This is a genomic window from Polynucleobacter sp. CS-Odin-A6, from assembly GCF_018882095.1.
Lineage (GTDB): Bacteria > Pseudomonadota > Gammaproteobacteria > Burkholderiales > Burkholderiaceae > Polynucleobacter.
Genome location: NZ_JACVPD010000002.1, coordinates 487,407 through 510,498 on the forward strand (window position 1 = coordinate 487,407; position 23,092 = coordinate 510,498).

The following is a 23,092-nucleotide window of genomic DNA, read 5'->3' on the forward strand; positions in this document are numbered from 1 at the left end:
ACATTTAGATGATGGTGGAGGATGACGGGATCGAACCGACGACCCCCTGCTTGCAAAGCAGGTGCTCTCCCAGCTGAGCTAATCCCCCAACGTCCCACTAAGTCTTGTTTCTGGCTGGTGGTGGGTCTGGTAGGACTTGAACCTACGACCCCTGCGTTATCAACACAGTGCTCTAACCAGCTGAGCTACAGACCCGTGGCTTTTATTGTCAACCGATAAGTGTGGGCACTAGAGCTCCAGCATCTTTCTCTAGAAAGGAGGTGATCCAGCCGCACCTTCCGATACGGCTACCTTGTTACGACTTTACCCCAGTCATGAACCCTGCCGTGGCAGTCGCCCTCCTTGCGGTTAGGCTAACGGCTTCTGGCAAAACCCACTCCCATGGTATGACGGGCGGTGTGTACAAGACCCGGGAACGTATTCACCGCGACATTCTGATCCGCGATTACTAGCGATTCCAGCTTCACGTAGTCGAGTTGCAGACTACGATCCGGACTACGATGCATTTTCTGAGATTAGCTCCCCCTCGCGGGTTGGCAACCCTCTGTATGCACCATTGTATGACGTGTGAAGCCCTACCCATAAGGGCCATGAGGACTTGACGTCATCCCCACCTTCCTCCGGTTTGTCACCGGCAGTCTCTTTAGAGTGCTCTTGCGTAGCAACTAAAGACAAGGGTTGCGCTCGTTGCGGGACTTAACCCAACATCTCACGACACGAGCTGACGACAGCCATGCAGCACCTGTGTTGACTTTCTCTTACGAGCACCTAATGTATCTCTACTTCGTTAGTCACATGTCAAGGGTAGGTAAGGTTTTTCGCGTTGCATCGAATTAATCCACATCATCCACCGCTTGTGCGGGTCCCCGTCAATTCCTTTGAGTTTTAATCTTGCGACCGTACTCCCCAGGCGGCTGACTTCACGCGTTAGCTACGTTACTCAGGATGTAAATCCCGAACAACTAGTCAGCATCGTTTAGGGCGTGGACTACCAGGGTATCTAATCCTGTTTGCTCCCCACGCTTTCGTGCATGAGCGTCAGTGTTATCCCAGGGGGCTGCCTTCGCCATTGGTATTCCTCCACATATCTACGCATTTCACTGCTACACGTGGAATTCTACCCCCCTCTGACACACTCTAGCTATACAGTCACAGGCGCCATTCCCAGGTTAAGCCCGGGGATTTCACGCCTGTCTTGTATAACCGCCTGCGCACGCTTTACGCCCAGTAATTCCGATTAACGCTTGCACCCTACGTATTACCGCGGCTGCTGGCACGTAGTTAGCCGGTGCTTATTCTTCAGGTACCGTCATTCCCGGACTGTGTTAGAGCCGGTGTTTCTTCCCTGACAAAAGAGCTTTACAACCCGAAGGCCTTCTTCACTCACGCGGCATTGCTGGATCAGGGTTTCCCCCATTGTCCAAAATTCCCCACTGCTGCCTCCCGTAGGAGTCTGGGCCGTGTCTCAGTCCCAGTGTGGCTGATCGTCCTCTCAGACCAGCTACTGATCGTCGCCTTGGTGGGCTTTTACCCCACCAACAAGCTAATCAGGCATCGGCCGCTCTAATCGCGCGAGGTCTTTCGATCCCCCGCTTTCCCCCTCAGGGCGTATGCGGTATTAGCACAGCTTTCGCTGCGTTATCCCCCACGATAAGGTACGTTCCGATGTATTACTCACCCGTTCGCCACTCGCCACCAGGTACAAGTACCCGTGCTGCCGTTCGACTTGCATGTGTAAGGCATGCCGCCAGCGTTCAATCTGAGCCAGGATCAAACTCTTCAGTTTAATTCCTGTGATCCTTGCGGATCGTCGCACTCATTCAAAAGAAATTGACTTGGTAATAAAACCAAATCTTTTTACTGTCTATGAGTACTATTTATTTACATCTGTCCCGAAGGACTTGATGCTTTCACTTAGTACCCACAATTATCGGTTGACTAATTTTTAAAGAGGGCTGACTTGTTTTGTATTTCAAATAACATTCAGCAGAGAGATCAGACTATATCCCACTCCTACGGCCCTGTCAACACCTTTCGTGGTCTTTTTCTACCTAAAAGCGAAGATTTTTCTTACATATCAAATAATCCCTTTATAAACAGGGGTATAGGGATTCAAAATAAATTCAATCTTTTTTAAAAAACCCAGTTTTTTGATGCCCCAGTTCAGATATTAAGGCTTAAATCCTATAGTTTTTAGCGGGCTTTTGCCACTTTTATTCTTTAATTCATTAAATTAGGGAAAACCCTATATTTTCATTGTTTTCTGCTAGTATGTTGCTATGCACAATAAAGCAGCGAATAGTCGCTTCATCAGCAAGACGCCATATGCATCAAGCTTGATCGTCCATGTGCGTGAATTACATGCCAACCACAAAGAACAGATTCTGAATCATCTTTTATTGCTCAATGAAGATGATCGCCGACTTCGCTTTGGAACACAGACGTCCAACGAGGTGATTGAGCGCCATGTTGAACGCCTCGACTTCACACAAGACAAGGTGTTCGGTCACTTTGATGCTCTACTTAACCTAGCTGGAATAGCGCATTTAGCCTACTTACCCATAGCCAATGAGCAATCAGAGGCTGCTGAGTTTGGTGTTTCGGTTCTACCCAATGGTCGAGGGCAGGGTATAGGCACTGCATTATTAGCACGTGCTTCAGTGCATGCGCGCAATACTGGTGTCAAAACTTTGTTTGTACATTGTTTGGCAAATAACAAAACCATGATGCATATAGCTCGCAAGGCTGGAATGCATGTTGAGCTTGCCTATGGAGATGCCGACGCACACTTGAGGTTGTTGCCAGCAAATCACAGCACCATTGTGGAAGAGGCTACAAATAGTCAGTGGGCTAATTTTGACTACGTCGTGAAAGCGAATTGGAAGCGTACAAAGGATGCCTGGTGCTGGATTCTGGGGAAACCACTACCTAGCTCAACTTAATTTGCACTGGGTGCCCCACGCAGAATCCAATTGGCTAGCAAAGTTAATTGCGCATCACTTAGCTTTGTGTTTGCCGGCATCGGCACGACACCCCAAGACCCCGAACCCCCTTTAAGAATTTTGTTTTTTAGAAACGCAGTTGCATTAGGGTCGTTACTGTACTTCTTTGCAACCGCCTGAAAGCTGGGGCCCACAATTTTTTTATCTACCGCATGACATCCTAAGCAAGCATTTTGTTTTGCTAGTGCGAGAGGCGCGAGGTCATCGTTAGCGGCGCGCGCTGCACTAAAATAAACAAGGAGCAGGGCAATACACAGAATCCATTTCCCACCTCTGCTCATATTGCTTTATTAGTTTGGCGTCGAGTTAGGCTGAGATTCATCTGCCTTTCCTTGTTTTTCTAAGCGCATTTTTTCCGCCTCAGAAATAATATCGAAGTAGGCATAAACATCTTTTACGCCATTCGTGTTGCTAGCTACTTTCTTGGCGATCTCTGCCTCGTTCTGCGTCAAAATACCCATCAAATAAACGCTGCTACCCTCAGCAACGATTGTCATTGAATTCGATGGCAACTTGTCCGTGAAAATCATTTGTGTTTTGATTTTGGATTCGAGATACGCGTCATTTGCTCGAGCGGTATAGGAGCTATTTGGTCCAATAACTAATTCATTAAATACAGAACGTACGTTCTTATTTCCTTTTGTATACGCAGTAGCTTGCTCTTTAATACTGGCATCCTTCACTTCGCCAGTCAGCAATACTTTTTGATTCAACGAGGTCACATTAATATGCGCACTATCTCCAAACTTCTTATCCAAAGCATTCTCTATTTCCAGACCAATCCCCTTATCGATTGCTTGAGTTGCTGGAGAACGTCGATCGGCCATGACGCTTGCACCAGCAGCGACACCACCTACTGCAACCACTGCACAAGAAGATAAAAATGAGATGAGGGTTAGTAGTGCCAATAATTTACCAATGAACTTGATGCGCATATGGGGAGCCCTCTTCGGTTTAAAACAATTAATCTAGCAATAGATGGTCAACACCATCACACAAAGCATGTAGTAAAACTAAATGTGTTTCTTGAATACGGGCAGTACGATTGGACGGGACGCATAGATGAATGTCATCCGCATCCAAGAGGCTAGCAATTTTTCCGCCGCCATTACCGGTTAGCGCAATAATTTTGATGCCCATCGTTTTTGCAACTTCAATCGCTCTCACTATGTTTTTTGAATTTCCTGAAGTAGAGATGCCAATCAAAATATCGCCTTTTTTACCAAGGCCTCGTACCTGCTTAGTAAAAACTTCATCGTAGCTATAGTCATTACCAACTGCCGTCAAAATTGAGGTGTCTGTTGTTAAAGCAATCGCCGCCAACTCTTGACGCTCTCTCTCGAATCGGCCAATTAACTCCGCGGCAAAATGCTGTGCATCAGCCGCAGATCCACCATTGCCGCAAGCCATTATTTTTCCGCCAGTACGCAAGCACTCCGTCATTGCGACTATGGCGCGCGCCACCTGTTGAGGAAGCATTTTTTCAGCCTCTTGCTTTACGGCAATGCTGTCTAAGAAATGTTGGGATGCGCGAGCGCGCAAACGTTCGAGAGTGTCTTTATCCATCGCATTATTATGCGCCAAAGTAAGGCTCGGCAGGCGAGGCTGCCCCTAATCCCAAAAGCAACGTATTCTGTTACTTATTCATACTTCTCGCGTAAGAGATTGCCTCTATGGAATTAAGCTCCTTGGATTTTTTAAAGCAACAGGACCTGCCTACCGGCGCCTTATATATGGTTGCCACCCCAATTGGCAATATGGGGGACATCACCTTACGCGCGCTTCATGTGCTTCATTCCGTGGATGGTATAGCCTGTGAAGATACTCGGCATAGCGCGCCCCTCCTGCAGCATTTTGGCATTCATAAAAAATGTTTGGCACTGCATGAGCACAATGAGGTTGCTGGCGCACAAACTGTAATTCAGCGCCTTTCCCAAAATGAGCGCTGGGCTTACATTTCTGATGCCGGAACCCCAGGCGTTTCTGATCCAGGCGCACGTCTGGTTCACGCCGTTCAGAAGGCGGGTTTTCGAGTGATTCCAATTCCCGGTGCAAGCGCTGTGTTGTCTGCTATTTCTGCAAGTGGCTCAGTCATGCTGCCATCAGAAGGGCGCTTTCAGTTTCTTGGCTTTTGGCCTAATAAGGCTAAGGAGCGTGGTGCGTTGATACAAGATATTCGGAGCAATTCAAAAACAAGTATCTTGTTTGAATCACCCCATCAAATCCGAGACACCCTTGTGATGCTTAGTAAAGAACTAGAGCCAGAGCGACAAGTGCTGATTGGCAGGGAGCTTACTAAAAAATTTGAGCAACTAGTTACCCTTACTGCTGCCAATATTCCAGACTGGCTTGAGAAGGCAGAGAGCCTCAAAGGTGAATTTATCATTTTGGTGGCCGGCCGCCAAGCCAATGCAGATGAGGCTCCAGAACATTCAGCCCTATTACTATGGGCCAATGCATTAAGCCCCTATCTCGGCAGCAAAGAAATTGCTGCGGTACTTGCACAAACCCTGGGCCTAACTAAGAAAGAGGCTTACCAAGTTGCCTTAGAAGCAAAAGCTCAAAATAACGAGGAATAAAAAAGCTGGCCTTTAGCCAGCTGTGACTTAAGGTCGAAAGGCTTATTTAGTTGCAGTATCAGCAGCCGGCGCTGGAACAGCAGCGGCAATATTTAATCGCCCAACCGGCTTAATCAGTTGTTCTGCAGTGGCTTCTGCATCCGTACGCTTGCCATTATTAACAAATACCATTAACAACAAAATGATAGTCAGCGGCACAAAAAAGCTGGCAAAGACCATGGCAATCAATTGTTTGGGGGACTTAATTAGGCTACCGTGTGCTTCGCTCATAGGACTTTTATCACTTGTTGGGTTTAGGATTACTTCTAAAAGATTATAGCTAGAGAGCCAGGTACAGGCACTTACAATAGCGAAGTTACCTTTTTATAATGGCGCCCGTAGCTCAGTGGATAGAGTATTGGCCTCCGAAGCCAAGGGTCGCAGGTTCGATTCCTGCCGGGCGCGCCAAAAGAGGGGGTTTTTGACCGACCTCCTGCGTAAATTCGTGAAAAAGGCTATCATTTGCACCTAACTTATTGATTCTTATCATGTCAAATCATCTAAATTCTGCCTTATCTGAGCCATCCTTGGCTAACCCTTTGGCCCCCAATCTTCCTTTGCCACATCGCAAAGTGATTCGCGGCTGGCTGATTCCAATGGCTCAAGGACAAACTGCAAAAGCCATTGCGCTTCTAACATTAGATTCTGTTTTGTGGCTTGGCTGTATTGCTGGAACAATTTTTGTAGAAAGCCTTTTGCTCAAAGTTATTTTTGGCCTCGTTGCTGGATTTGTAACTGGTCGCATTTTTATTTTGGGTCACGATGCTTGCCACCAAAGCTTCACACCACACCGTGAGCTTAATAAAGTACTAGGGCGCATTGCTTTCTTGCCATCCCTAACCCCATATAGCCTATGGGATGTAGGTCATAACGTGGTTCACCACGGTCAAACCAACTTAAAGGGCTTTGACTTTGTCTGGGCGCCTTTATCAAAAACAGAGTTTGATGCTTTGCCTGCTTGGCGTAAAACGCTTGAGCGTCTTTATCGCAGTGGATGGGGGCCCGTTCTCTATTACCTCATTGAAATCTGGTGGAGACGCGAGTATTTCCCAAATGCGAAGAACAAACCTGGTGACCGCCCTATTTTCCTTAAGGACAATTTATTGGTAACGGGCTTTGCCATTATTTGGATTGCCTGCCTTATTGCCGGAGCCATTGCTACTGGTCAATCCATTTGGTTAGGATTAATTACCGGCTTTGTAGTGCCTTTCTTATTCTGGAACGGCATGATCGGCTTTGTAGTCTATGTTCACCACACACATACCTCAGTGTCCTGGTATGACAAGAAATCAGAATGGTTACGTGCCCAGCCTTTTGTATCCACTACAGTGCATTTGACCTTTGGCTGGATTTGGGGCTCTTTAATGCACCATATCATGGAGCATACCGCCCATCACGTGGATATGAGCGTCCCTCTTTATCGCCTTCAGGAAGCTCAAAATACCCTGGAAACCATCCTTCCAGAGCGTATTTTTATTCAAAAGTTCTCTTGGGCCTGGTATTTTGATACTGCCCGCATGTGCAAGCTTTATGACTTCGAAAACAAGGCTTGGCTTGATTTTGATGGCAACAAAACGGCTGATTCCGTGAGAGTTGTTCTCAGCCCAGCCCCAGTAGGACAAAACGGGTAAAATAGATCCTCTGTACAAGATTTGGCTTACCCGGACTACCCATGACTACTTCGACTCCAGCTGCTACCCAAGAAACCTCTCAGAGCCTTAAATTTTGCTCTTCTTGCAGTCGCGAAAAGCGTCTGGAGGGCGGCACATGGATTCCGACAAGTAATCGTAAACAACGTTGGATCTGCGCTAGCTGCTTATACAACCGTACCCACAGAACTGGTTCTGCAAAAACCTAATCTTCATTAGGTTTCAACTTCATTTTTTCATCCCCAACTTAGGGATTTGTTTGGCGTTCTTTGCCATACGTCGACATCAGTCCATGACCTATATCTCACAGGATACCCAATGAAAACTGAAGATACATTTAAATTCGCGCAAACGCATGAGTGGGCCAGCATTGAGGATGACGGGCTGGTATGGGTTGGTATTAGCAACCATGCCCAAGAAGCTTTGGGCGATGTAATGTTTTTTCAAGCGCCGAAAATTGGTCAGCTAGTTAAACAGGGTGAGGCTATCGCCGCAATTGAATCTGTCAAAGCAGCGAGTGATATTCATGCGCCTATTGGCGGTGAAATCATCTCCCTCAACGAAGAAATGGATGCATCACCTGAGATCGTGAATCAGAAACCCTATGGAGTGTGGCTTTTTAAAATCAAGCCAACATCGGAAGAAATGTTGAACTCTGAGTTAAGCACTTTAGTCTCTCTTGCGCAATACAACTCCGGTGCTGGCGCTTAAATAGCAATCGGATCGCGCTCTATCAGCCAGCGAATGCGTGATGTTTTACTGATACGCCCCTGTGAGTCTTGCCGCAATTCTTGATCAACCATTTCAAGCGCTTCTTGAAGCGCCTTTCGATTCGCAGACTCTATTAGCAATTGAGCTCTTTCGGCGCCTGCAACACGCATAACCGGCTTGGGTACTGGGTCATAGACCTTTAATTCTTTCGTGACTATGCCTCTCGTTTTCATACGGATTTTTAATTCGTTTAAAAACTGAATAGCTTTTTCAAGGCTCTTAGCCTCAGCATGAATCAAGGCTTGATAAGAATAAGGCGGTAACTTTGACTCAGCTCGCTCGCTCGCAGTAAACGCTAAAAATCCATCGATATCATGTCTTAATAAATACTGATAGACGGGAGACTCTGGATATTGAGTTTCGATATAAATATCACCACCCGCTTCACCACCAACCCCAGACCTTCCAGCGCGCCCTGCAACCTGCACCAACTGCGCAAATAATCTTTCGGCCGCTCTAAAGTCTGCTGAATAGAGTCGGCTGTCTGCATCTAGTACAGCAACCAGTCCAATGTTTTGATAATCATGTCCCTTGGCAATCATTTGTGTACCAACAACAATATCCACATTGCCATCATGTATTTCTTGGAAGAGTGTCTCTGCTCCTTTGCTTTTCCTGCTGGAGTCTGTATCAACCCGAAGCACTCTTGCCTGGGGCCACATTTCCTCTATGGCATCTTCTATTTTCTGAGTGCCGTGACCTAGCGGTTTTAAATCTGCGTTTCCGCAATCCGGACAAAACTGGGGAATGGATTTAAGTAATCCACAGTGATGGCAACTCAATATCGATCTTTTTCCTAATGCGCCTGCTTTATGCATTACCGTGTAAGTAGAGCATTGCGTACATTTTGATAACCAGTTACAAGCGGCGCAACTTAATACCGGAGCATAGCCACGACGATTAATTAATATGAGACTCTGTTTTTTTTCTTTAAGCGCACTAGTAATAGCGTTTGAGAGTGTCTTTGTAATTAAACTTTTTTGTTTTGGCGCCTTTTCATCCCCAGGACTAAATTGATTTTGTGGATTGCGGGTATCAATTAAATGTACTCTAGGCAAGCTTGCGCCCTGAGCCCTCTGATCGAGTCGAATATATTCATAGCGCTGTGATTGCGCTGCTTGCCAAGTCTCTAGAGAGGGTGTGGCAGATGACAGCAAAATTGGAATTGTTTGGTCATGTGCGCGCCATATAGCCAAATCTCTTGCAGAGTACCGTGTGCCTTCTTGCTGTTTATAAGATGAATCATGTTCTTCATCTACTACGATTGCCTTTAGGCTTGGCATCGGCGTCAGTGCCGCAAGGCGTGTTCCTAAAATAATTTGTGCTGAGCCGGTCATTGCCTCAAACCAGGCAATGCCCCTTTTCTTTTCACTAATGCCACTATGCAATACAGCCATCTTCTTATCTGGAAAATAAGCTCTCACACGTCTTTCTAACTGCGGCGTTAAGTTAATTTCTGGAACCAATAAAAGTACCTGCGCACTTTCATCTTTGAGAATGCTGGCAAGCCAATTCAGAAAAACGGCGGTTTTACCGCTCCCCGTCTGACCCTGCAGCAAAATCACTCTAAATTGATTTTCTTTTTTGCCATCAGCTAATAATTCTTGCAGTGCATTTTTTTGATCCGAATTTAACTGTGCCTCTGTAATCAATCCCTCTGAAGCAAGAGTGGCTGCTTTGCTCTTTTTTTTCTCAGCTGATGCTAATTTTTTAGGAATGTTCTCCCAATTCTCTGCTTTTTTCCACATCTGCGGAATGGTGGGCAATATGGTTTCACCTAAAGCATGTACGTAGTATTGACTCGCAAAATTCATTAATCGCAAAGAAGCTACGTCTAAAGGGGGGAGTGGGGCAAGGCGATTTACAGATTTAAGCTTTTCTATCTCATAATCTGAGTGGTCACTCACTTTTATTACCAAGCCAATTGAGTCCGATCTGGCAAAGGGCACCTCAACCACATGACCAATTTTCGGTAAGCCGCCTAGTTTTTCAGCATCCCACAGGTAATCAAATCCCTGGGCCAAGGGCTTGTCCACTACCACCTGGACCACTATAGGTTTAAACATGATTTACCAAAATTTTCTGTCTTAACCTGTGGATAAGTCTGTGGATATCATTCGCAGATTGAGGCTTTAATGCTTATTCTATAGGAATGCTATCGAAAACCTAAAATCAATATTTATTAAATAGTATATATAAATCAATAGGTTGTATTTATTACTAAAGGTAAATTTTCACATTTCCCTTCAATCTCACTGTATTTGCTTTTCTGCACATATCTGTGCATAACTTTAAGCAAAATCATGGCTAAAGTTAGCAGTTACTGATGATTATTTCGTTGCCCGGAGGGCTTTGGATTTGGAAATGACTGTTTCTGCTAAAGCAGTTACGCTTTCGGGGGGTGTAAATTGATTGATGCCATGGCCGAGATTAAAAATATGGCCGTCCAAAGAATGTAGCCCCGGCTTGAGTGTGGGTGCGTCCGCTAAATCTTCTAAAAGTTCAGATGCAGCGGTAGCAATATCTTTAGCTCCTGAAAACAGAATCAGGGGATCTAAATTACCCTGCAAAGACAAAGGCTTGTTAATTTCTAAAAGTTGCTTGCGAGCACGGCTCAAACGCATAGTCCAGTCGATTGCAATCACATCTGCACCAACTTTGGCCATGTCATTTAACCAAATGCCTCCACCCTTGGTGAACATAATGATAGGGATCTTTCGTCCCTCGTGTTCCCGCGGCAGTAATGTAATGACTTTTTGCATTGCAGCTAAAGACATACGCTGGTACCAACCATCGGGAAGCAAACCTCCCCAGGTATCGAAAATCATGAGCGCCTGTGCGCCGGCTTTTACCTGTTCAGTCAGATAAGCAGCAACAGACTGAATATTGATCTCAAGAATATGCTCAAGTAAATCGGGGCGGCTAAACATCATTGTCTTGGCATGACGGAAATCGTCTGATCCAGAGCCATCAATCATGTAGCATGCCAGCGTCCAAGGGCTTCCGGAAAAACCGATCAATGGGACGCGTTGCTTGCCATCCTGTATCAATGCTTTACGAATTTCTGAAACAGCATCAAAGACGTATTTGAGCTGATCCATATCAGCAACACGTAATTTTTTGACTGCCTCTTCCGTGCGAAGTGGGTGCTCAAAACTAGGGCCTTCACCTGCTGTAAATTTCAAACCCAATCCCATTGCATCAGGGATAGTTAAGATATCCGAAAACAAAATTGCTGCGTCCAGTGGATAGCGATCGAGTGGCTGTAGTGTCACTTCGGTTGCATAAGCAGGCGTTTTTGCAAGGCCTAAAAAACTACCGGCCCTAGCTCGAGTGGCGTTATATTCCGGCAAGTAGCGGCCCGCCTGGCGCATAAGCCAAAGCGGAGTTTGATCTACTGCCTCACCAAAACAGGCTTTTAAAAATCGATCGTTTGATAATAGTGGAGCGCTCACTGGCTATTACTTTTTACGACGGAAGCGCGCAATGGCCGCTAACTGCGCTGCTGCCATCGCAAACTCGGATTGAGCCAGCGCTAAATCAAAATCTGTACCGCGATTCTGCATTGCTTCTTCAGCACGCTTCTTGGCTTCAGTCGCCTTAGCTTCATCCAAATCATGGCCGCGAATCGCAGTATCCGCCAACACGGTGACATGATCTGGTTGAACTTCTAAATAGCCGCCCGCTACGAATACAAACTCTTCATCGCCATCCGCTTTTTCAATGCGAACGGAACCTGGACGAATGCGTGTAATCAAAGGAGTGTGGCCGTGCAAAATACCAAGCTCACCAGTCTCCCCAGGAAGCGCAACGAACTTCGCTTCACCGCTGAAAATGGATTTTTCAGCACTTACTACATCGACGCGTATGGTTGACATAATTTCCCTAGATGAGTTCGATTAAAGCTTCTTAGCTTTCTCGATGGCTTCATCAATTGAACCCACCATGTAAAACGCTTGCTCAGGCAGGTGATCCAATTCGCCACTGCAAATCATTTTGAAACCGCGAATCGTTTCTTTCAGTGGCACGTATTTTCCTGGTGAACCAGTAAATACTTCTGCAACGTGGAAAGGCTGGGACAAGAAACGTTGAATCTTACGTGCACGTGAAACGGCTAATTTGTCTTCTGGTGACAATTCGTCCATGCCCAAAATTGCAATAATGTCACGCAACTCTTTATAGCGCTGCAACGTCATCTGTACTTCGCGTGCTACGTCATAGTGCTCTTGGCCCACTACTTGTGGATCAAGCTGACGGCTGGTCGAATCTAGTGGGTCAACCGCTGGGTAAATACCCAAAGCAGCAATATCACGCGACAACACCACTGTGGAGTCTAGGTGCAAGAAGGTTGTAGCTGGTGACGGATCGGTCAAGTCATCCGCAGGAACGTAAACAGCCTGAATCGAAGTAACAGAACCTGTCTTTGTTGAAGTAATACGCTCTTGCAACTTACCCATTTCTTCTGCCAAAGTAGGCTGATAACCCACAGCAGATGGCATACGACCTAACAACGCGGATACTTCAGTACCGGCGAGTGTATAGCGATAAATATTGTCAACGAAGAACAAAATGTCACGACCTTCATCACGGAACGCTTCGGCCATTGTCAAACCAGTCAAGGCCACGCGCAAACGATTGCCTGGCGGCTCATTCATTTGACCAAATACCATTGCCACTTTATCGACAACATTTGATTCTTTCATCTCGTGGTAGAAGTCATTACCTTCGCGAGTACGCTCACCAACACCAGCGAACACAGACAAACCGGAGTGCTGCTTAGCAATGTTGTTAATCAACTCCATCATGTTCACGGTTTTACCAACACCCGCACCACCGAACAAGCCGACCTTACCGCCTTTAGCGAATGGGCAAACTAAGTCAATCACCTTAATGCCGGTTTCTAGCAAGTCAACGGATGGTGAAAGTTCATCAAACTTTGGTGCTGGCTGGTGAATAGCGCGGCGCTCTTCTGTAGCAATCGGACCCGCATCATCAATTGGGCGACCTAAAACATCCATAATACGGCCGAGTGTTGCTGGACCAACAGGCACAGAAATAGGAGCGCCTGTAGATTTCACTTCCATGCCACGACGCAATCCATCACTAGCACCCATGGCAATTGCGCGAACCACGCCATCGCCAATTTGTTGCTGAACCTCAAAGGTCAAGCCTTTTTCAGCAAATGATTTTTCGCCGCTCTCAACCAATGTCAACGCATCATAAATGTTTGGCATTTTGTCGCGTGGGAACTGAATGTCCACCACTGGACCAATACACTGCACGATATTTCCGTTACTCATCGCATTTCTCCGCTTTTAATTCCTGAATTCTTTCGTATTCTTAAACGCTGACTGCTTAAACCGCAGCCGCTCCGCCAACAATTTCTGACAACTCTTTGGTAATAGCAGCCTGTCGTGTTTTGTTGTATTCCAATTGCAATTCGCCAATCACGTTCTTCGCATTATCTGAGGCGGCCTTCATTGAGACCATACGAGCAGATTGTTCCGAAGCCATATTTTCAGCAACCGCTTGATAAATCATTGCCTCTACATAACGCTTTAACAAACCATTCAAAATGGACTCTGCATCAGGCTCGTAGATGTAATCCCAAGAATTGCCGGTCTTCTCTTCAGGAGTTAATGCAGCCGGCTCCAGTGGCAACAGTTTTTCTAAAACAGGCTCTTGTTTCATTGCATTTACAAAGCGGGTATACGCCAAATAAACAGCATCAATCTCACCGCGTTCAAAAGCTTGTAATTGGGCTGTAATTGCGCCAATCAACACATCCATATGCGGCGTATCGCCAATTTGAATGATTTGAGAAATCAATTTAGCTTTAGAGCGATTTAAAAACTGCAGGCCTTTTGAACCGATCGCCGTGTATTCAATACCTATATTGGTATTTTGCATTTCACGCACTTGATTCCCAATCAGACGCAATACGTTGGTGTTTAAACCGCCGCATAAACCTTTGTCTGTTGTAACCAAGATGGTGCCAATTTTCTTAATTTCACGAGTGGCCATATATGCAGGGCGGAACTCAGGATTTGCTTTTGAAAGGTTGGCAACAATCTCACGAATTTTTTCAGCATAAGGACGCGCATTACGCATGCGCTCCTGGGCGCGACGCATCTTCGATGCGGCGACCATTTCCATTGCCTTCGTGATCTTGCGCGTATTTTGTACGCTCTTGATCTTAGATCGTATCTCTTTTGTGCTTGCCATGATTTATGCGTACCCTCTTAGAAAGAGGCTGAACGCTTGTAATCCTCAATTGCAGCACGCAAAGCAGCTTCGTCATCTTTGCTTAAATCTTTAGTCTCTTCAATACGAGCAACTAAATCAGCGTATTTCGATTTCAAATGATCTTGCAAGCCTTTTTCAAATGCCAATACATGCTTCACTTCAAGATCATCGAAGTAGCCGTTATTCATTGCATAAAGTGAGGCGCCCATTTCCCAAACCTGCAAAGGTTTGTACTGCGCCTGTTTGCACAACTCTGTAACACGCTTACCGCGCTCAAGTTGCTTACGGGTTGCATCATCAAGGTCAGACGCAAACTGTGCGAATGCTGCCAACTCACGATATTGCGCCAAGTCAGTACGGATACCGCCAGACAGTTTCTTAATGACTTTTGTTTGCGCTGCGCCGCCAACACGTGATACGGAAATACCGGCATTAATCGCAGGACGAACACCCGCGTTAAACAAGTCGGTCTCAAGGAAGATCTGACCGTCGGTAATCGAAATCACGTTAGTTGGAACGAATGCAGAAACGTCACCCGCCTGAGTTTCAATAATAGGCAACGCGGTTAAGGAACCCGTTTTTCCTTTTACTGATCCGTTGGTAAATTTCTCTACGTACTCTGCACTCACACGTGCTGCACGCTCAAGTAAGCGTGAGTGGAGATAGAACACATCGCCAGGGTAAGCCTCGCGGCCTGGTGGGCGGCGCAACAGCAAAGAAATCTGACGGTATGCAACAGCTTGTTTTGTTAAATCGTCATACACGATTAAGGCATCTTCGCCACGATCACGGAAGTATTCGCCCATGGTGCAACCAGCATATGCTGAAAGGTACTGCATTGCTGCAGACTCAGAAGCACTCGCTGCAACAACAACGGTGTACTCCATTGCGCCCAACTCTGTAAGCTTGCGAACTACGTTAGCAATGGTAGAAGCTTTTTGACCGATCGCCACATAAACGCAATAAACACCTTTGCCTTTTTGGTTAATGATCGCATCAACTGCAACCGCTGTCTTACCAGTTTGACGGTCGCCAATGATCAACTCACGCTGACCGCGACCAATTGGAACCATTGCATCAATCGCCTTTAAACCTGTCTGTAAAGGTTGGCTAACGGATTGCCGTGCGATAACCCCTGGGGCCACTTTTTCAATAAAGTCGGTTAACTTAGTATTAATTGGTCCTTTGCCATCAATCGGCTGACCAAGCGCGTTTACAACGCGACCAAGCAACTCTGGGCCAACAGGGACTTCCAAGATGCGGCCAGTACACTTAACCGGATCACCTTCTTTAATATGGGTATATTCACCCAACACTACAGCGCCAACTGAATCGCGCTCAAGGTTCAAGGCGAGGCCGATCGTGTTGTTAGGAAACTCCAACATTTCGCCCTGCATCACACCAGATAAGCCATGTACGCGGCAGATACCATCGGTTACTGAAATGACAGTGCCTTCGTTACGAGACTGGGTGTCAACACCCATTTCGCTAATTCGGCTTTTGATCAGCTCGCTGATCTCGGAAGGGTTGAGTTGCATTACTTACTCCTGGGTCTTATTTCGTATGTTCTTAATCGGGATAACTTTATGCGCTTAAACTGATTTGCATTTGGGCCAACCGCGCCTTGACTGAACTATCCATTACTTCATCACCAACTTGAATTCGAACTCCACCAATCAATTCGGGATCTATCTGAATAGTCGGGCGCAACTCTTTACCACCAAAGCGCTTCTTCAAACTTGACAGCAAATCGTTTAGCGCAGAACCTTCTAATGGAAATGCGCTAGTAATGTTTACTTCTGCAGCACTCTCGCTCTTGTTCTTCATTGCCTCAAATTGATGGGCAATTTCGGGAAGAGCGGCTAAGCGATGGTTTTGATTCAGTAGATTCAAAAAGCTCGCAACCTTACCGTCTAACTTAGTCTTCACCATGCCAGAAAGTAGATTGCTTAAATCATCAGCAGACACTTTTGGATTGTTTGATAGAGCAGCAACTTCCGGCAATGCAGCAAGCTGCGCTAATTCATTTAGCTGCTCTAAACAAGCAGCAAGCTCAGCCGGCTTAGTGCTTTGAAAAAGCGCTTCAGCATAAGGGCGTGCAATGGTGGCTAATTCAGCCATATCAAAGCTCTGCCTTGAGTTGATCCAACAATGTGCTGTGGGCTTTTGCATCCACTTCGCGGCGTAAAATTTGCTCTGCTCCTTTAACAGCCAACACAGCCACTTCGGCACGCAACACTTCACGAGCACGGGTTACTTGTTGATCTGCATCTTGCTTGGCCTGAGAAATAATCCGTGCAGCTTCCGCTTGTGCGTTGGCACGAATTTCTTCAGCAGACATTTGCGCACGCTTTTCTGCTTCCGCAACACGTTGTACGCCTTCTTGACGTGCTTTGGACAGCTCTTGCTCTGCCTCATTGCTTGCCAATGCCAGCGCTTCTTTGCCACGCTCGGCAGAAGCCAAACCATCAGCAATTTTGCTTGAACGCTCATCTAACGCCTTAACCAGCGGCGGCCACACAAATCGTGCAACAACCCACCATAAGACGAAGAAAACGATCATTTGCGCGAATAGGGTCGCGTTCAGATTCACGATATTCCTTTCAGTATTGTTTAGAACAGTAGGATGACCCGTTGGTCATCCATGCCAGAACAATTACTTAATAACTGCGAGCAGTGGGTTTGCGAAAGCAAACAACATTGCAACACCAACGCCGATCAAAAACGCAGCGTCGATCAAACCGGCCAACAAGAACATCTTGGTTTGCAGCTCGTTGATCAGCTCGGGTTGACGGGCAGCGCCCTCAATGAACTTACCGCCCATTAGGCCAATGCCCAAACAGGCTCCTAATGCGCCGAGGCCGATGATGAGGCCGATACCGATGGCGGTTAGTCCTTGAATGTTGGCTAAGAATGCTTGCATGTTTACTCCTAAGTATTGAAGGTGAGGTTAAAAATAAAAAATTTAATGATGACTATGGGCTTGCCCAATGTAAACCAAGGTCAACATCATGAAAATAAAGGCTTGTAACAAAATGACTAAGATGTGGAATATCGCCCAAGCTGAGCCAGCAATCACGTTGCCAACGAAACCTAGCATGTACAGGTCCAAGTTAAAGGTCCACATGCTACCTAAGAGGGCAATTAACAAGAAGATCAGTTCGCCCGCATACATATTGCCAAAAAGTCGCATTCCCAAGGAAACTCCCTTGGCAACATACTCAATGATGTTTAACGCCAGATTGATTGGCGCTAAGTACCATTTGGCCCCGAAAGGCGCAGAAATCAATTCATGGAAGAATCCACCCACTCCTTTTACCTTAAAGCTGTAATAGAAAACCAAGAGGAGCACAGAGAAGGAAAGGCCAAGAGTGGCATTTAAGTCGGTTGTGGGTACAACTTTGTGATGAGGCACATGGACCCCAAAACTACCAATAAATTGGTTAACACCGTAGATCCAGTCCACGGGTATGAGATCGAGAGTATTTAGGAGAATAATCCAACAAAACACAAACAATGCCAGCGGGGCAATGTAGGTGCGGTTACCATGGACAATGGCTTTAGATTGATTTTCAGCCATTTCAACCAACATCTCTACTAGGCACTGAAAACGGCCAGGAACTCCAGGAGATGCTTTGCGTGCTGCCAAAACCAAAAGAAAAACAGCGATGAGACCCATTAATGAGGTCCAAAAAATCGTATCTAGATTAATCACACTGAAATCAATAATGGAAGTTTGAGCACCGCCAATATTATTTAGGTTTTGAAGGTGCTCGGCAATATAAGCGGTAGGTGTAAGGGGTTCACTAGCCACTTGATGGGCTACCTCTCCTGCTGCGTTGACTTCGCTAGACATCGCTGAAATTGTCCTTATCTATATTAACCACTTGTCATCTCCAAAACCACGCCAACAAATAACATTTCAGCGTAGCAAAATAAGTGACAAGCAATGGAATCCATTTCAAATCAGGTTGCTTTAAGGCAAAGGCAATAAAAAGAAGGGCGGTTGCTACGATTTTTAAAAATTCGCCAGAAACCACCGCCGCTAAATATCCGCCGGGGCTCGATTTAACATTCTTTTTTGCTGCCTCTAAGCGCACTAAAAACAATGCTGAGGGCAAAAAACCAATCAAGCCACCTACCAAAGCCGAATAAGTATAAACGCTTTTGTCAGCTTGAATGGAAAAAACAAAGCAGGCGGAAGCAATGATCAAGGTTAGCGCCACCTGACTTAAAACGATCCACCATGAATTCATTGAAGCAAAATTGTGCGGCTTTGCTGCACGCAATGCATCCATTTCCTCTTTGCTAAGGGCTTTATAGGAGTCATCGTGGATTTCGTCCCATTCCTGTTTACGGATTAGCGGTTCTTTGTTCACAAAATGCATTCTTCTGGGGGATAAAAAGAGCCCTAGTCCGCCCCAATACCCAATTTTTTTAGCAGGGAATCTAGCTCATCAAATTGACTAAAGCGGATCCTGAGCTCCCCACCCTTGCCCTTGAGCTTAAATTCTGCGTTTAAGCCAATTAAGTCGGCAATTTGCTGTGTCAGACGGCGTGTGTCAGGATCGCGACCTAAGACGCCAGTGTCCGTCTGGGATTTAGTCTTTTGACTGCTAATTTGGCCACCCGCCCGAGCTAGGGCCGCAGCCATTTTTTCTGCCTCGCGAACCGACAAACCCTGCGCAGCAATTTTTTGCGCCAAAGCCACCTGACTTGCACCCGGCAAAGGTAATAGCGCACGGGCGTGCCCCATATCAATTTCTCCCGCCAACAACATGGCTTGCACTGGTTTTGCCAGCTGGCCCAAGCGTAACAAGTTGGTAATCGCGCTACGGGATTTGCCCACAGCTTTTGCAGCCTGCTCGTGCGTAAAACCAAACTCCTCAATCAGCCTTGCCAAGCCGCGAGACTCTTCCAGTGGATTAAGATCTTCGCGCTGCATGTTCTCAATCAAAGCCATGGCTGCGGCAGCTTGGTCATTCGCAGTAGTCACTAAAACGGGCACCTCTTTTAATCCCGCTAAAGTTGCCGCACGAAAGCGTCGCTCCCCCGCAATAATTTCATATTTTCCAGGGGCAACCAAGCGCACTAGTAATGGCTGCATTACCCCTTGCTCTCGAATACTTTCTGCTAACTCCTGTAATGCACTCGCTTCCATTTTTTGACGCGGCTGATACTTGCCTGCCTGCAACGCAGTCAACGGCAAACGATTGGTATCAACAGCGCTTTCTTTTTGCACCTTGTCTCCAAGCAATGCCTCAAGCCCGCGACCCAAACCTTTTTTCTTTATTGCGACCATAATATTTTTATTCCTCAGCTTTACATTTTCTGAATGCGTTCAATCATTTCGGCACCAAACTCTAAATAGGCTTTAGCACCACGCGATGCTTGGTCAAATACCACCCCTGGAAGCCCGTAGGACGGGGCTTCTGCCAGGCGAACATTACGAGGGATAATGGTCTTAAATACCTTATCGCCAAAGTGCTCAAGGAGCTGATCAGAAACCTGTTGTTGCAATGACATGCGCGGATCAAACATCACGCGCAACAAACCAATGATCGCTAAGTCCGGATTTAAATTGGCATGCACCTGCTTGATGGTGTTAACTAAATCAGATAGGCCCTCTAAAGCAAAATACTCACACTGCATCGGAACAATCACACCATTAGCTGCACACAATCCGTTGAGTGTCAGTAGCGATAGCGCAGGAGGGCAGTCAATCAAAATAAAATCGTAATCATTGGCAACTACCGCAAGCGCATCCTTCAGCCTCTGCTCGCGCGCATCTAGCTCTACTAACTCAATTTCGGCGCCTGCTAAATCGCGATTGGCTGGCAATACATCATAGCGAGCACTCTCGCAACGGAGCGCTGATTCTTTCACCGATGAGAGGCCAATTAATACCTGATACACCGTGCTGCTGAGGTCTGTTTTTTCGATTCCCGATCCCATCGTAGCGTTGCCCTGAGGATCCAAATCGACCAATAAAACACGCTGCTGGTGACCAGCTAAGCCAGCGGCCAAATTAACAGCGGTGGTTGTCTTTCCTACCCCACCTTTTTGATTTGCAACACAAAATATTTTGGCCATAGTTTTTCTTGAAATGTCCTGCTTTAAAGGGGTAATTTTCTCATGGGGGATAAGACCAAAAGCCGGCGCTCAACCTCCAGGTTCGGGATATGCAAAGTCTCATCTGCCACCATGCGCCAATCGTTCATACAGACATCCTGCAACTCTTCGTCGGCACGCTTAGCCTTCATGGCAAACACTAGGCCGTTAGGTTTAAGAAGGGGCAGGGAGAGCTCCAAAAAATGGGCTAGATTGGTAAATGCTCTTGATATCACAGCATCAAACTGGCCTGGTTGATTTTTTGCAACCGCCTCGACGCGCTCGCTCAAGACTTGGATATTCTTGAGATTCAACTTGCCACGGATATGTTGAAGAAACGCCGTCTTTTTGCGAACAGCCTCAATTAAGGTCAAATTCCAGCCCGTCTGTAGGATCGCAATCGGGATGGCTGGCAAGCCGCCGCCCGAACCCAGGTCGGCAATGCTAGGGCTGGGGCTCGTCAAAAATTGGCGCATCATTGGCAAAACTGTAATAGAATCAATTAGATGCAGTCGAACTGAGTTTTTTTCTCCCTCAATTGCAGTTAAGTTATGCACCTGGTTCCACCGGCCCATTTCCTGCAAAAATAGCTCTAAATCAGCGATATTTTTGGGATTCAGGTTTAAGCCTAAACCCTCAATTCCTAAAGAAACCAACTCATTACTCATGGGCTTCTTCTTGCTTGCGACCTAAACCTTTTTTAAGGTGTACTAATAACAAAGAAAGTGCTGCTGGTGTCACACCAGAAATCCGGCCTGCCTGGCCAAGCGTCTCAGGCTTATGCAAATTCAGCTTTTGTTGTACCTCTTTGGACAAGCCAAGAACCTGGTTGTAATCCAGCAGCTCTGGCAGGGGGAAGGTCTCGTTATGCTCTTGTCGGGCTATTTCAAGCGTCTGTCTATCGATATAGCCTTGATATTTAATGGAGATTTCTACCTGATCGCTAATTTGCTGGGCCAATCCTAAGTCTTCATCCAAGGAGCCGGCAGACCATAGTCCCTGCTCCAAACTAGTAAGTGCTTCATAGGTAATGCCTGGGCGTCTCAACAGATCGGCCACACTACATTCATGGGATAGGTCTTGACCTAAAAGCTCAGAAACCGCCCTAGCAGAGCTATGTTTTGGCCCAATCCAAATTTCTTGTAAGCGTGATGTTTCACGTGAAACAGCCTCTTGTTTTCTGCAAAACGTATTCCAGCGGTAATCGTCCACCAAACCAAGCTCACGACCAATCGTCGTTAAACGCATATCCGCATTGTCTTCACGCAGGCTGAGGCGGTATTCTGCACGACTAGTAAACATGCGGTAGGGCTCTTGAACACCCAAAGTAATGAGGTCATCCACCAGAACGCCAATGTAAGATTCGCTTCGTTTGGGCAGCCAAGGCTCCTTGCCTTTTGCTGCTAAGCCGGCATTAATGCCGGCCAACATACCTTGTGCGGCAGCCTCTTCATAACCTGTGGTGCCATTAATCTGACCGGCAAAGTACAGGCCGGAGATCGTCCTGGTCTCTAAACTATGGCGCAAATGCCGTGGATCAAAAAAGTCGTATTCAATCGCATAGCCTGGCCGCACAATGACAGCAGACTCTAGACCGCGGATGCTCCGCACAAAATTCCACTGAACATCAAAAGGGAGGCTAGTAGAAATGCCATTAGGGTAAAACTCATTTGTTGTCAGGCCCTCTGGCTCCAAAAAGATCTGGTGACTATTTTTAGAGGCAAAGCGATGAATTTTGTCTTCAATAGAAGGGCAATAGCGTGGGCCGACACCCTCAATCAGACCGGTGTACATCGGGGAGCGGTCTAAACCACCCCGAATAATGTCGTGTGTCTGCTCATTTGTATGTGAAATCCAGCAGGGGACTTGCTTAGGGTGTTGCTCTGGGCGCCCCAAATAAGAGAAAACCGGCACAGGGTCCAAATCCCCAGGCTGTTCAAGCATGACTGAAAAATCAATCGTTCGACCATCAATCCTTGGGGGAGTGCCTGTTTTTAATCGGCCTTGGGGTAGCTTTAACTCTTTTAATCTCGAAGACAAAGAAGCAGATGCTGGGTCGCCAGCGCGACCACCTGCATGGTTATTTAAACCTACGTGGATCTTTCCATCCAGGAAGGTGCCGGCCGTCAACACCACCTTCTTGGCCATAAAATGAAGGCCCATTTGCGTGACTACGCCCTGAACTTCGTCGCCCTGAACCAATAAATCATCCACTGCCGCCTGAAATAGAGTGAGATTTTTTTGGTTCTCAAGGCGGCTACGAATTGCCGCTTTGTATAAAATCCGGTCGCCCTGAGCACGGGTCGCACGAACTGCGGGGCCCTTGCTCGAATTGAGAATCCTAAATTGAATACCCGCCTCATCAGTAGCAGCCGCCATAGCGCCGCCCATAGCATCAATCTCTTTAACTAAGTGGCCTTTGCCAATCCCGCCGATGGAGGGATTGCAACTCATGGCACCCAAACTCTCGATACTGTGGGTAATGAGGAGGGTGTCGCATCCCATACGCGCGGACGCGAGTGCGGCCTCGGTTCCGGCATGACCACCGCCAACCACTATGACATCGAAGTTCTTTGAATAACGCATGAATTGCCTTAGATAGGGCGATGATCATAGCATTTTGTAGGTTTCACGTGAAACAAATATGGCCCTTACACGAAAACACTAAAAATATTTAAGTTAAGCTATTGATTTA

Annotated in this window: 23 protein-coding genes, 3 tRNA genes and 1 rRNA gene; 5 read left to right on the plus strand and 22 right to left on the minus strand. The window is 46.6% G+C overall.

Features of this window, described 5'->3' with window-relative positions; translation table 11 throughout:
• Positions 1-12: 12 nt before the first annotated feature.
• The 3 genes from ICN15_RS07210 to ICN15_RS07220 all read right to left on the minus strand — a co-directional run bounded on the left by ICN15_RS07210 (position 13) and on the right by ICN15_RS07220 (position 1,786).
• Positions 13-88, minus strand: a tRNA-Ala gene (locus tag ICN15_RS07210).
• Between the two features lie 30 nt (positions 89-118).
• Positions 119-195 (minus strand) — tRNA-Ile (locus tag ICN15_RS07215).
• 58 nt (positions 196-253) lie between these two features.
• A 16S ribosomal RNA gene (locus ICN15_RS07220) occupies positions 254-1,786 on the minus strand.
• 493 nt (positions 1,787-2,279) lie between these two features.
• Between ICN15_RS07220 and ICN15_RS07225 the strand changes: the two genes are divergently transcribed.
• The gene (locus tag ICN15_RS07225; RefSeq protein ID WP_216202006.1) at positions 2,280-2,942 is read left to right on the plus strand and encodes a GNAT family N-acetyltransferase; all 663 of its coding nucleotides are present in this window, start codon (positions 2,280-2,282) and stop codon (positions 2,940-2,942) included.
• Here ICN15_RS07225 and ICN15_RS07230 read toward each other — a convergent pair.
• From ICN15_RS07230 to ICN15_RS07240, 3 genes are read right to left on the minus strand one after another with little or no spacing between them, the layout of a single operon-like run.
• Entirely contained in the window at positions 2,939-3,283 is a 345-nt protein-coding gene (locus ICN15_RS07230; protein WP_255532908.1) for a c-type cytochrome, read from the minus strand. The two genes, ICN15_RS07225 and ICN15_RS07230, sit on opposite strands and share 4 nt — an antisense overlap.
• A 9-nt stretch (positions 3,284-3,292) precedes the next feature.
• The gene (locus ICN15_RS07235) at positions 3,293-3,937 is read right to left on the minus strand and encodes a BON domain-containing protein (RefSeq protein ID WP_216202007.1); all 645 of its coding nucleotides are present in this window, start codon (positions 3,935-3,937) and stop codon (positions 3,293-3,295) included.
• Between the two features lie 28 nt (positions 3,938-3,965).
• A complete protein-coding gene (locus ICN15_RS07240; RefSeq protein ID WP_216202008.1) occupies positions 3,966-4,568 on the minus strand; it encodes a phosphoheptose isomerase in 603 nt (200 codons plus the stop codon).
• A gap of 107 nt (positions 4,569-4,675) precedes the next feature.
• Here ICN15_RS07240 and rsmI point away from each other — a divergent pair, with 107 nt between their 5' ends.
• A complete protein-coding gene (gene rsmI, locus ICN15_RS07245; protein ID WP_216202009.1) occupies positions 4,676-5,581 on the plus strand; it encodes a 16S rRNA (cytidine(1402)-2'-O)-methyltransferase in 906 nt (301 codons plus the stop codon).
• A 42-nt stretch (positions 5,582-5,623) separates the two neighbouring features.
• Here rsmI and ICN15_RS07250 read toward each other — a convergent pair whose 3' ends face one another.
• Complete coding sequence (locus ICN15_RS07250; RefSeq protein ID WP_255532909.1) at positions 5,624-5,851, minus strand: hypothetical protein; 228 nt, start codon at positions 5,849-5,851, stop codon at positions 5,624-5,626.
• Between the two features lie 101 nt (positions 5,852-5,952).
• On the opposite strand from ICN15_RS07250, the gene ICN15_RS07255 reads away from it, so the two are divergent.
• The 3 genes from ICN15_RS07255 (at position 5,953) to gcvH (ending at position 7,980) form a co-directional block, all read left to right on the plus strand.
• Positions 5,953-6,028, plus strand: a tRNA-Arg gene (locus tag ICN15_RS07255).
• Positions 6,029-6,216: 188 nt separating this feature from the next.
• Entirely contained in the window at positions 6,217-7,251 is a 1,035-nt protein-coding gene (locus ICN15_RS07260) for a fatty acid desaturase (protein ID WP_370625430.1), read from the plus strand.
• Between the two features lie 336 nt (positions 7,252-7,587).
• Entirely contained in the window at positions 7,588-7,980 is a 393-nt protein-coding gene (gcvH, locus tag ICN15_RS07265; protein WP_216202011.1) for a glycine cleavage system protein GcvH, read from the plus strand.
• Here gcvH and priA read toward each other — a convergent pair.
• The 15 genes from priA to mnmG all read right to left on the minus strand — a co-directional run bounded on the left by priA (position 7,977) and on the right by mnmG (position 22,983).
• Positions 7,977-10,106 (minus strand): primosomal protein N', encoded by a 2,130-nt coding sequence (gene priA / locus ICN15_RS07270; protein ID WP_216202012.1) that lies wholly within the window; start codon positions 10,104-10,106, stop codon positions 7,977-7,979. The genes gcvH and priA overlap by 4 nt on opposite strands.
• 264 nt (positions 10,107-10,370) lie before the next feature.
• Positions 10,371-11,495 (minus strand): uroporphyrinogen decarboxylase, encoded by a 1,125-nt coding sequence (gene hemE, locus ICN15_RS07275; protein ID WP_216202013.1) that lies wholly within the window; start codon positions 11,493-11,495, stop codon positions 10,371-10,373.
• A 6-nt stretch (positions 11,496-11,501) separates the two neighbouring features.
• Positions 11,502-11,918 carry a F0F1 ATP synthase subunit epsilon gene (locus ICN15_RS07280; protein ID WP_216202014.1) on the minus strand — a complete coding sequence of 139 codons (417 nt, stop codon included), beginning with the start codon at positions 11,916-11,918 and terminating at the stop codon, positions 11,502-11,504.
• Positions 11,919-11,939: 21 nt separating this feature from the next.
• The gene (gene atpD / locus ICN15_RS07285; protein WP_216202015.1) at positions 11,940-13,340 is read right to left on the minus strand and encodes a F0F1 ATP synthase subunit beta; all 1,401 of its coding nucleotides are present in this window, start codon (positions 13,338-13,340) and stop codon (positions 11,940-11,942) included.
• Between the two features lie 55 nt (positions 13,341-13,395).
• On the minus strand, positions 13,396-14,265 hold the full coding sequence (gene atpG / locus ICN15_RS07290) for a F0F1 ATP synthase subunit gamma (RefSeq protein ID WP_216202016.1): 870 nt from the start codon (positions 14,263-14,265) through the stop codon (positions 13,396-13,398).
• A 17-nt stretch (positions 14,266-14,282) separates the two neighbouring features.
• Positions 14,283-15,824 carry a F0F1 ATP synthase subunit alpha gene (gene atpA / locus ICN15_RS07295; protein ID WP_216202017.1) on the minus strand — a complete coding sequence of 514 codons (1,542 nt, stop codon included), beginning with the start codon at positions 15,822-15,824 and terminating at the stop codon, positions 14,283-14,285.
• 46 nt (positions 15,825-15,870) lie between these two features.
• Positions 15,871-16,407 (minus strand): F0F1 ATP synthase subunit delta, encoded by a 537-nt coding sequence (locus ICN15_RS07300; protein ID WP_216202018.1) that lies wholly within the window; start codon positions 16,405-16,407, stop codon positions 15,871-15,873.
• A 1-nt stretch (position 16,408) separates the two neighbouring features.
• Complete coding sequence (locus tag ICN15_RS07305) at positions 16,409-16,879, minus strand: F0F1 ATP synthase subunit B (RefSeq protein ID WP_216202019.1); 471 nt, start codon at positions 16,877-16,879, stop codon at positions 16,409-16,411.
• A gap of 63 nt (positions 16,880-16,942) precedes the next feature.
• Complete coding sequence (gene atpE, locus ICN15_RS07310) at positions 16,943-17,209, minus strand: F0F1 ATP synthase subunit C (RefSeq protein ID WP_028818346.1); 267 nt, start codon at positions 17,207-17,209, stop codon at positions 16,943-16,945.
• A 42-nt stretch (positions 17,210-17,251) separates the two neighbouring features.
• Positions 17,252-18,142 carry a F0F1 ATP synthase subunit A gene (gene atpB / locus ICN15_RS07315; protein ID WP_216202020.1) on the minus strand — a complete coding sequence of 297 codons (891 nt, stop codon included), beginning with the start codon at positions 18,140-18,142 and terminating at the stop codon, positions 17,252-17,254.
• Between the two features lie 34 nt (positions 18,143-18,176).
• Positions 18,177-18,665 carry an ATP synthase subunit I gene (locus ICN15_RS07320; RefSeq protein ID WP_216202021.1) on the minus strand — a complete coding sequence of 163 codons (489 nt, stop codon included), beginning with the start codon at positions 18,663-18,665 and terminating at the stop codon, positions 18,177-18,179.
• A gap of 32 nt (positions 18,666-18,697) precedes the next feature.
• A complete protein-coding gene (locus ICN15_RS07325; RefSeq protein ID WP_216202022.1) occupies positions 18,698-19,588 on the minus strand; it encodes a ParB/RepB/Spo0J family partition protein in 891 nt (296 codons plus the stop codon).
• 20 nt (positions 19,589-19,608) lie between these two features.
• Positions 19,609-20,379 (minus strand): ParA family protein, encoded by a 771-nt coding sequence (locus ICN15_RS07330; RefSeq protein ID WP_216202023.1) that lies wholly within the window; start codon positions 20,377-20,379, stop codon positions 19,609-19,611.
• A 23-nt stretch (positions 20,380-20,402) separates the two neighbouring features.
• Positions 20,403-21,065 (minus strand): 16S rRNA (guanine(527)-N(7))-methyltransferase RsmG, encoded by a 663-nt coding sequence (gene rsmG / locus ICN15_RS07335; RefSeq protein ID WP_216202024.1) that lies wholly within the window; start codon positions 21,063-21,065, stop codon positions 20,403-20,405.
• Positions 21,058-22,983 (minus strand): tRNA uridine-5-carboxymethylaminomethyl(34) synthesis enzyme MnmG, encoded by a 1,926-nt coding sequence (gene mnmG, locus ICN15_RS07340; RefSeq protein WP_216202025.1) that lies wholly within the window; start codon positions 22,981-22,983, stop codon positions 21,058-21,060. The genes rsmG and mnmG overlap by 8 nt, the downstream gene beginning before the upstream one ends.
• Between the last annotated feature and the right edge of the window lie 109 nt (positions 22,984-23,092).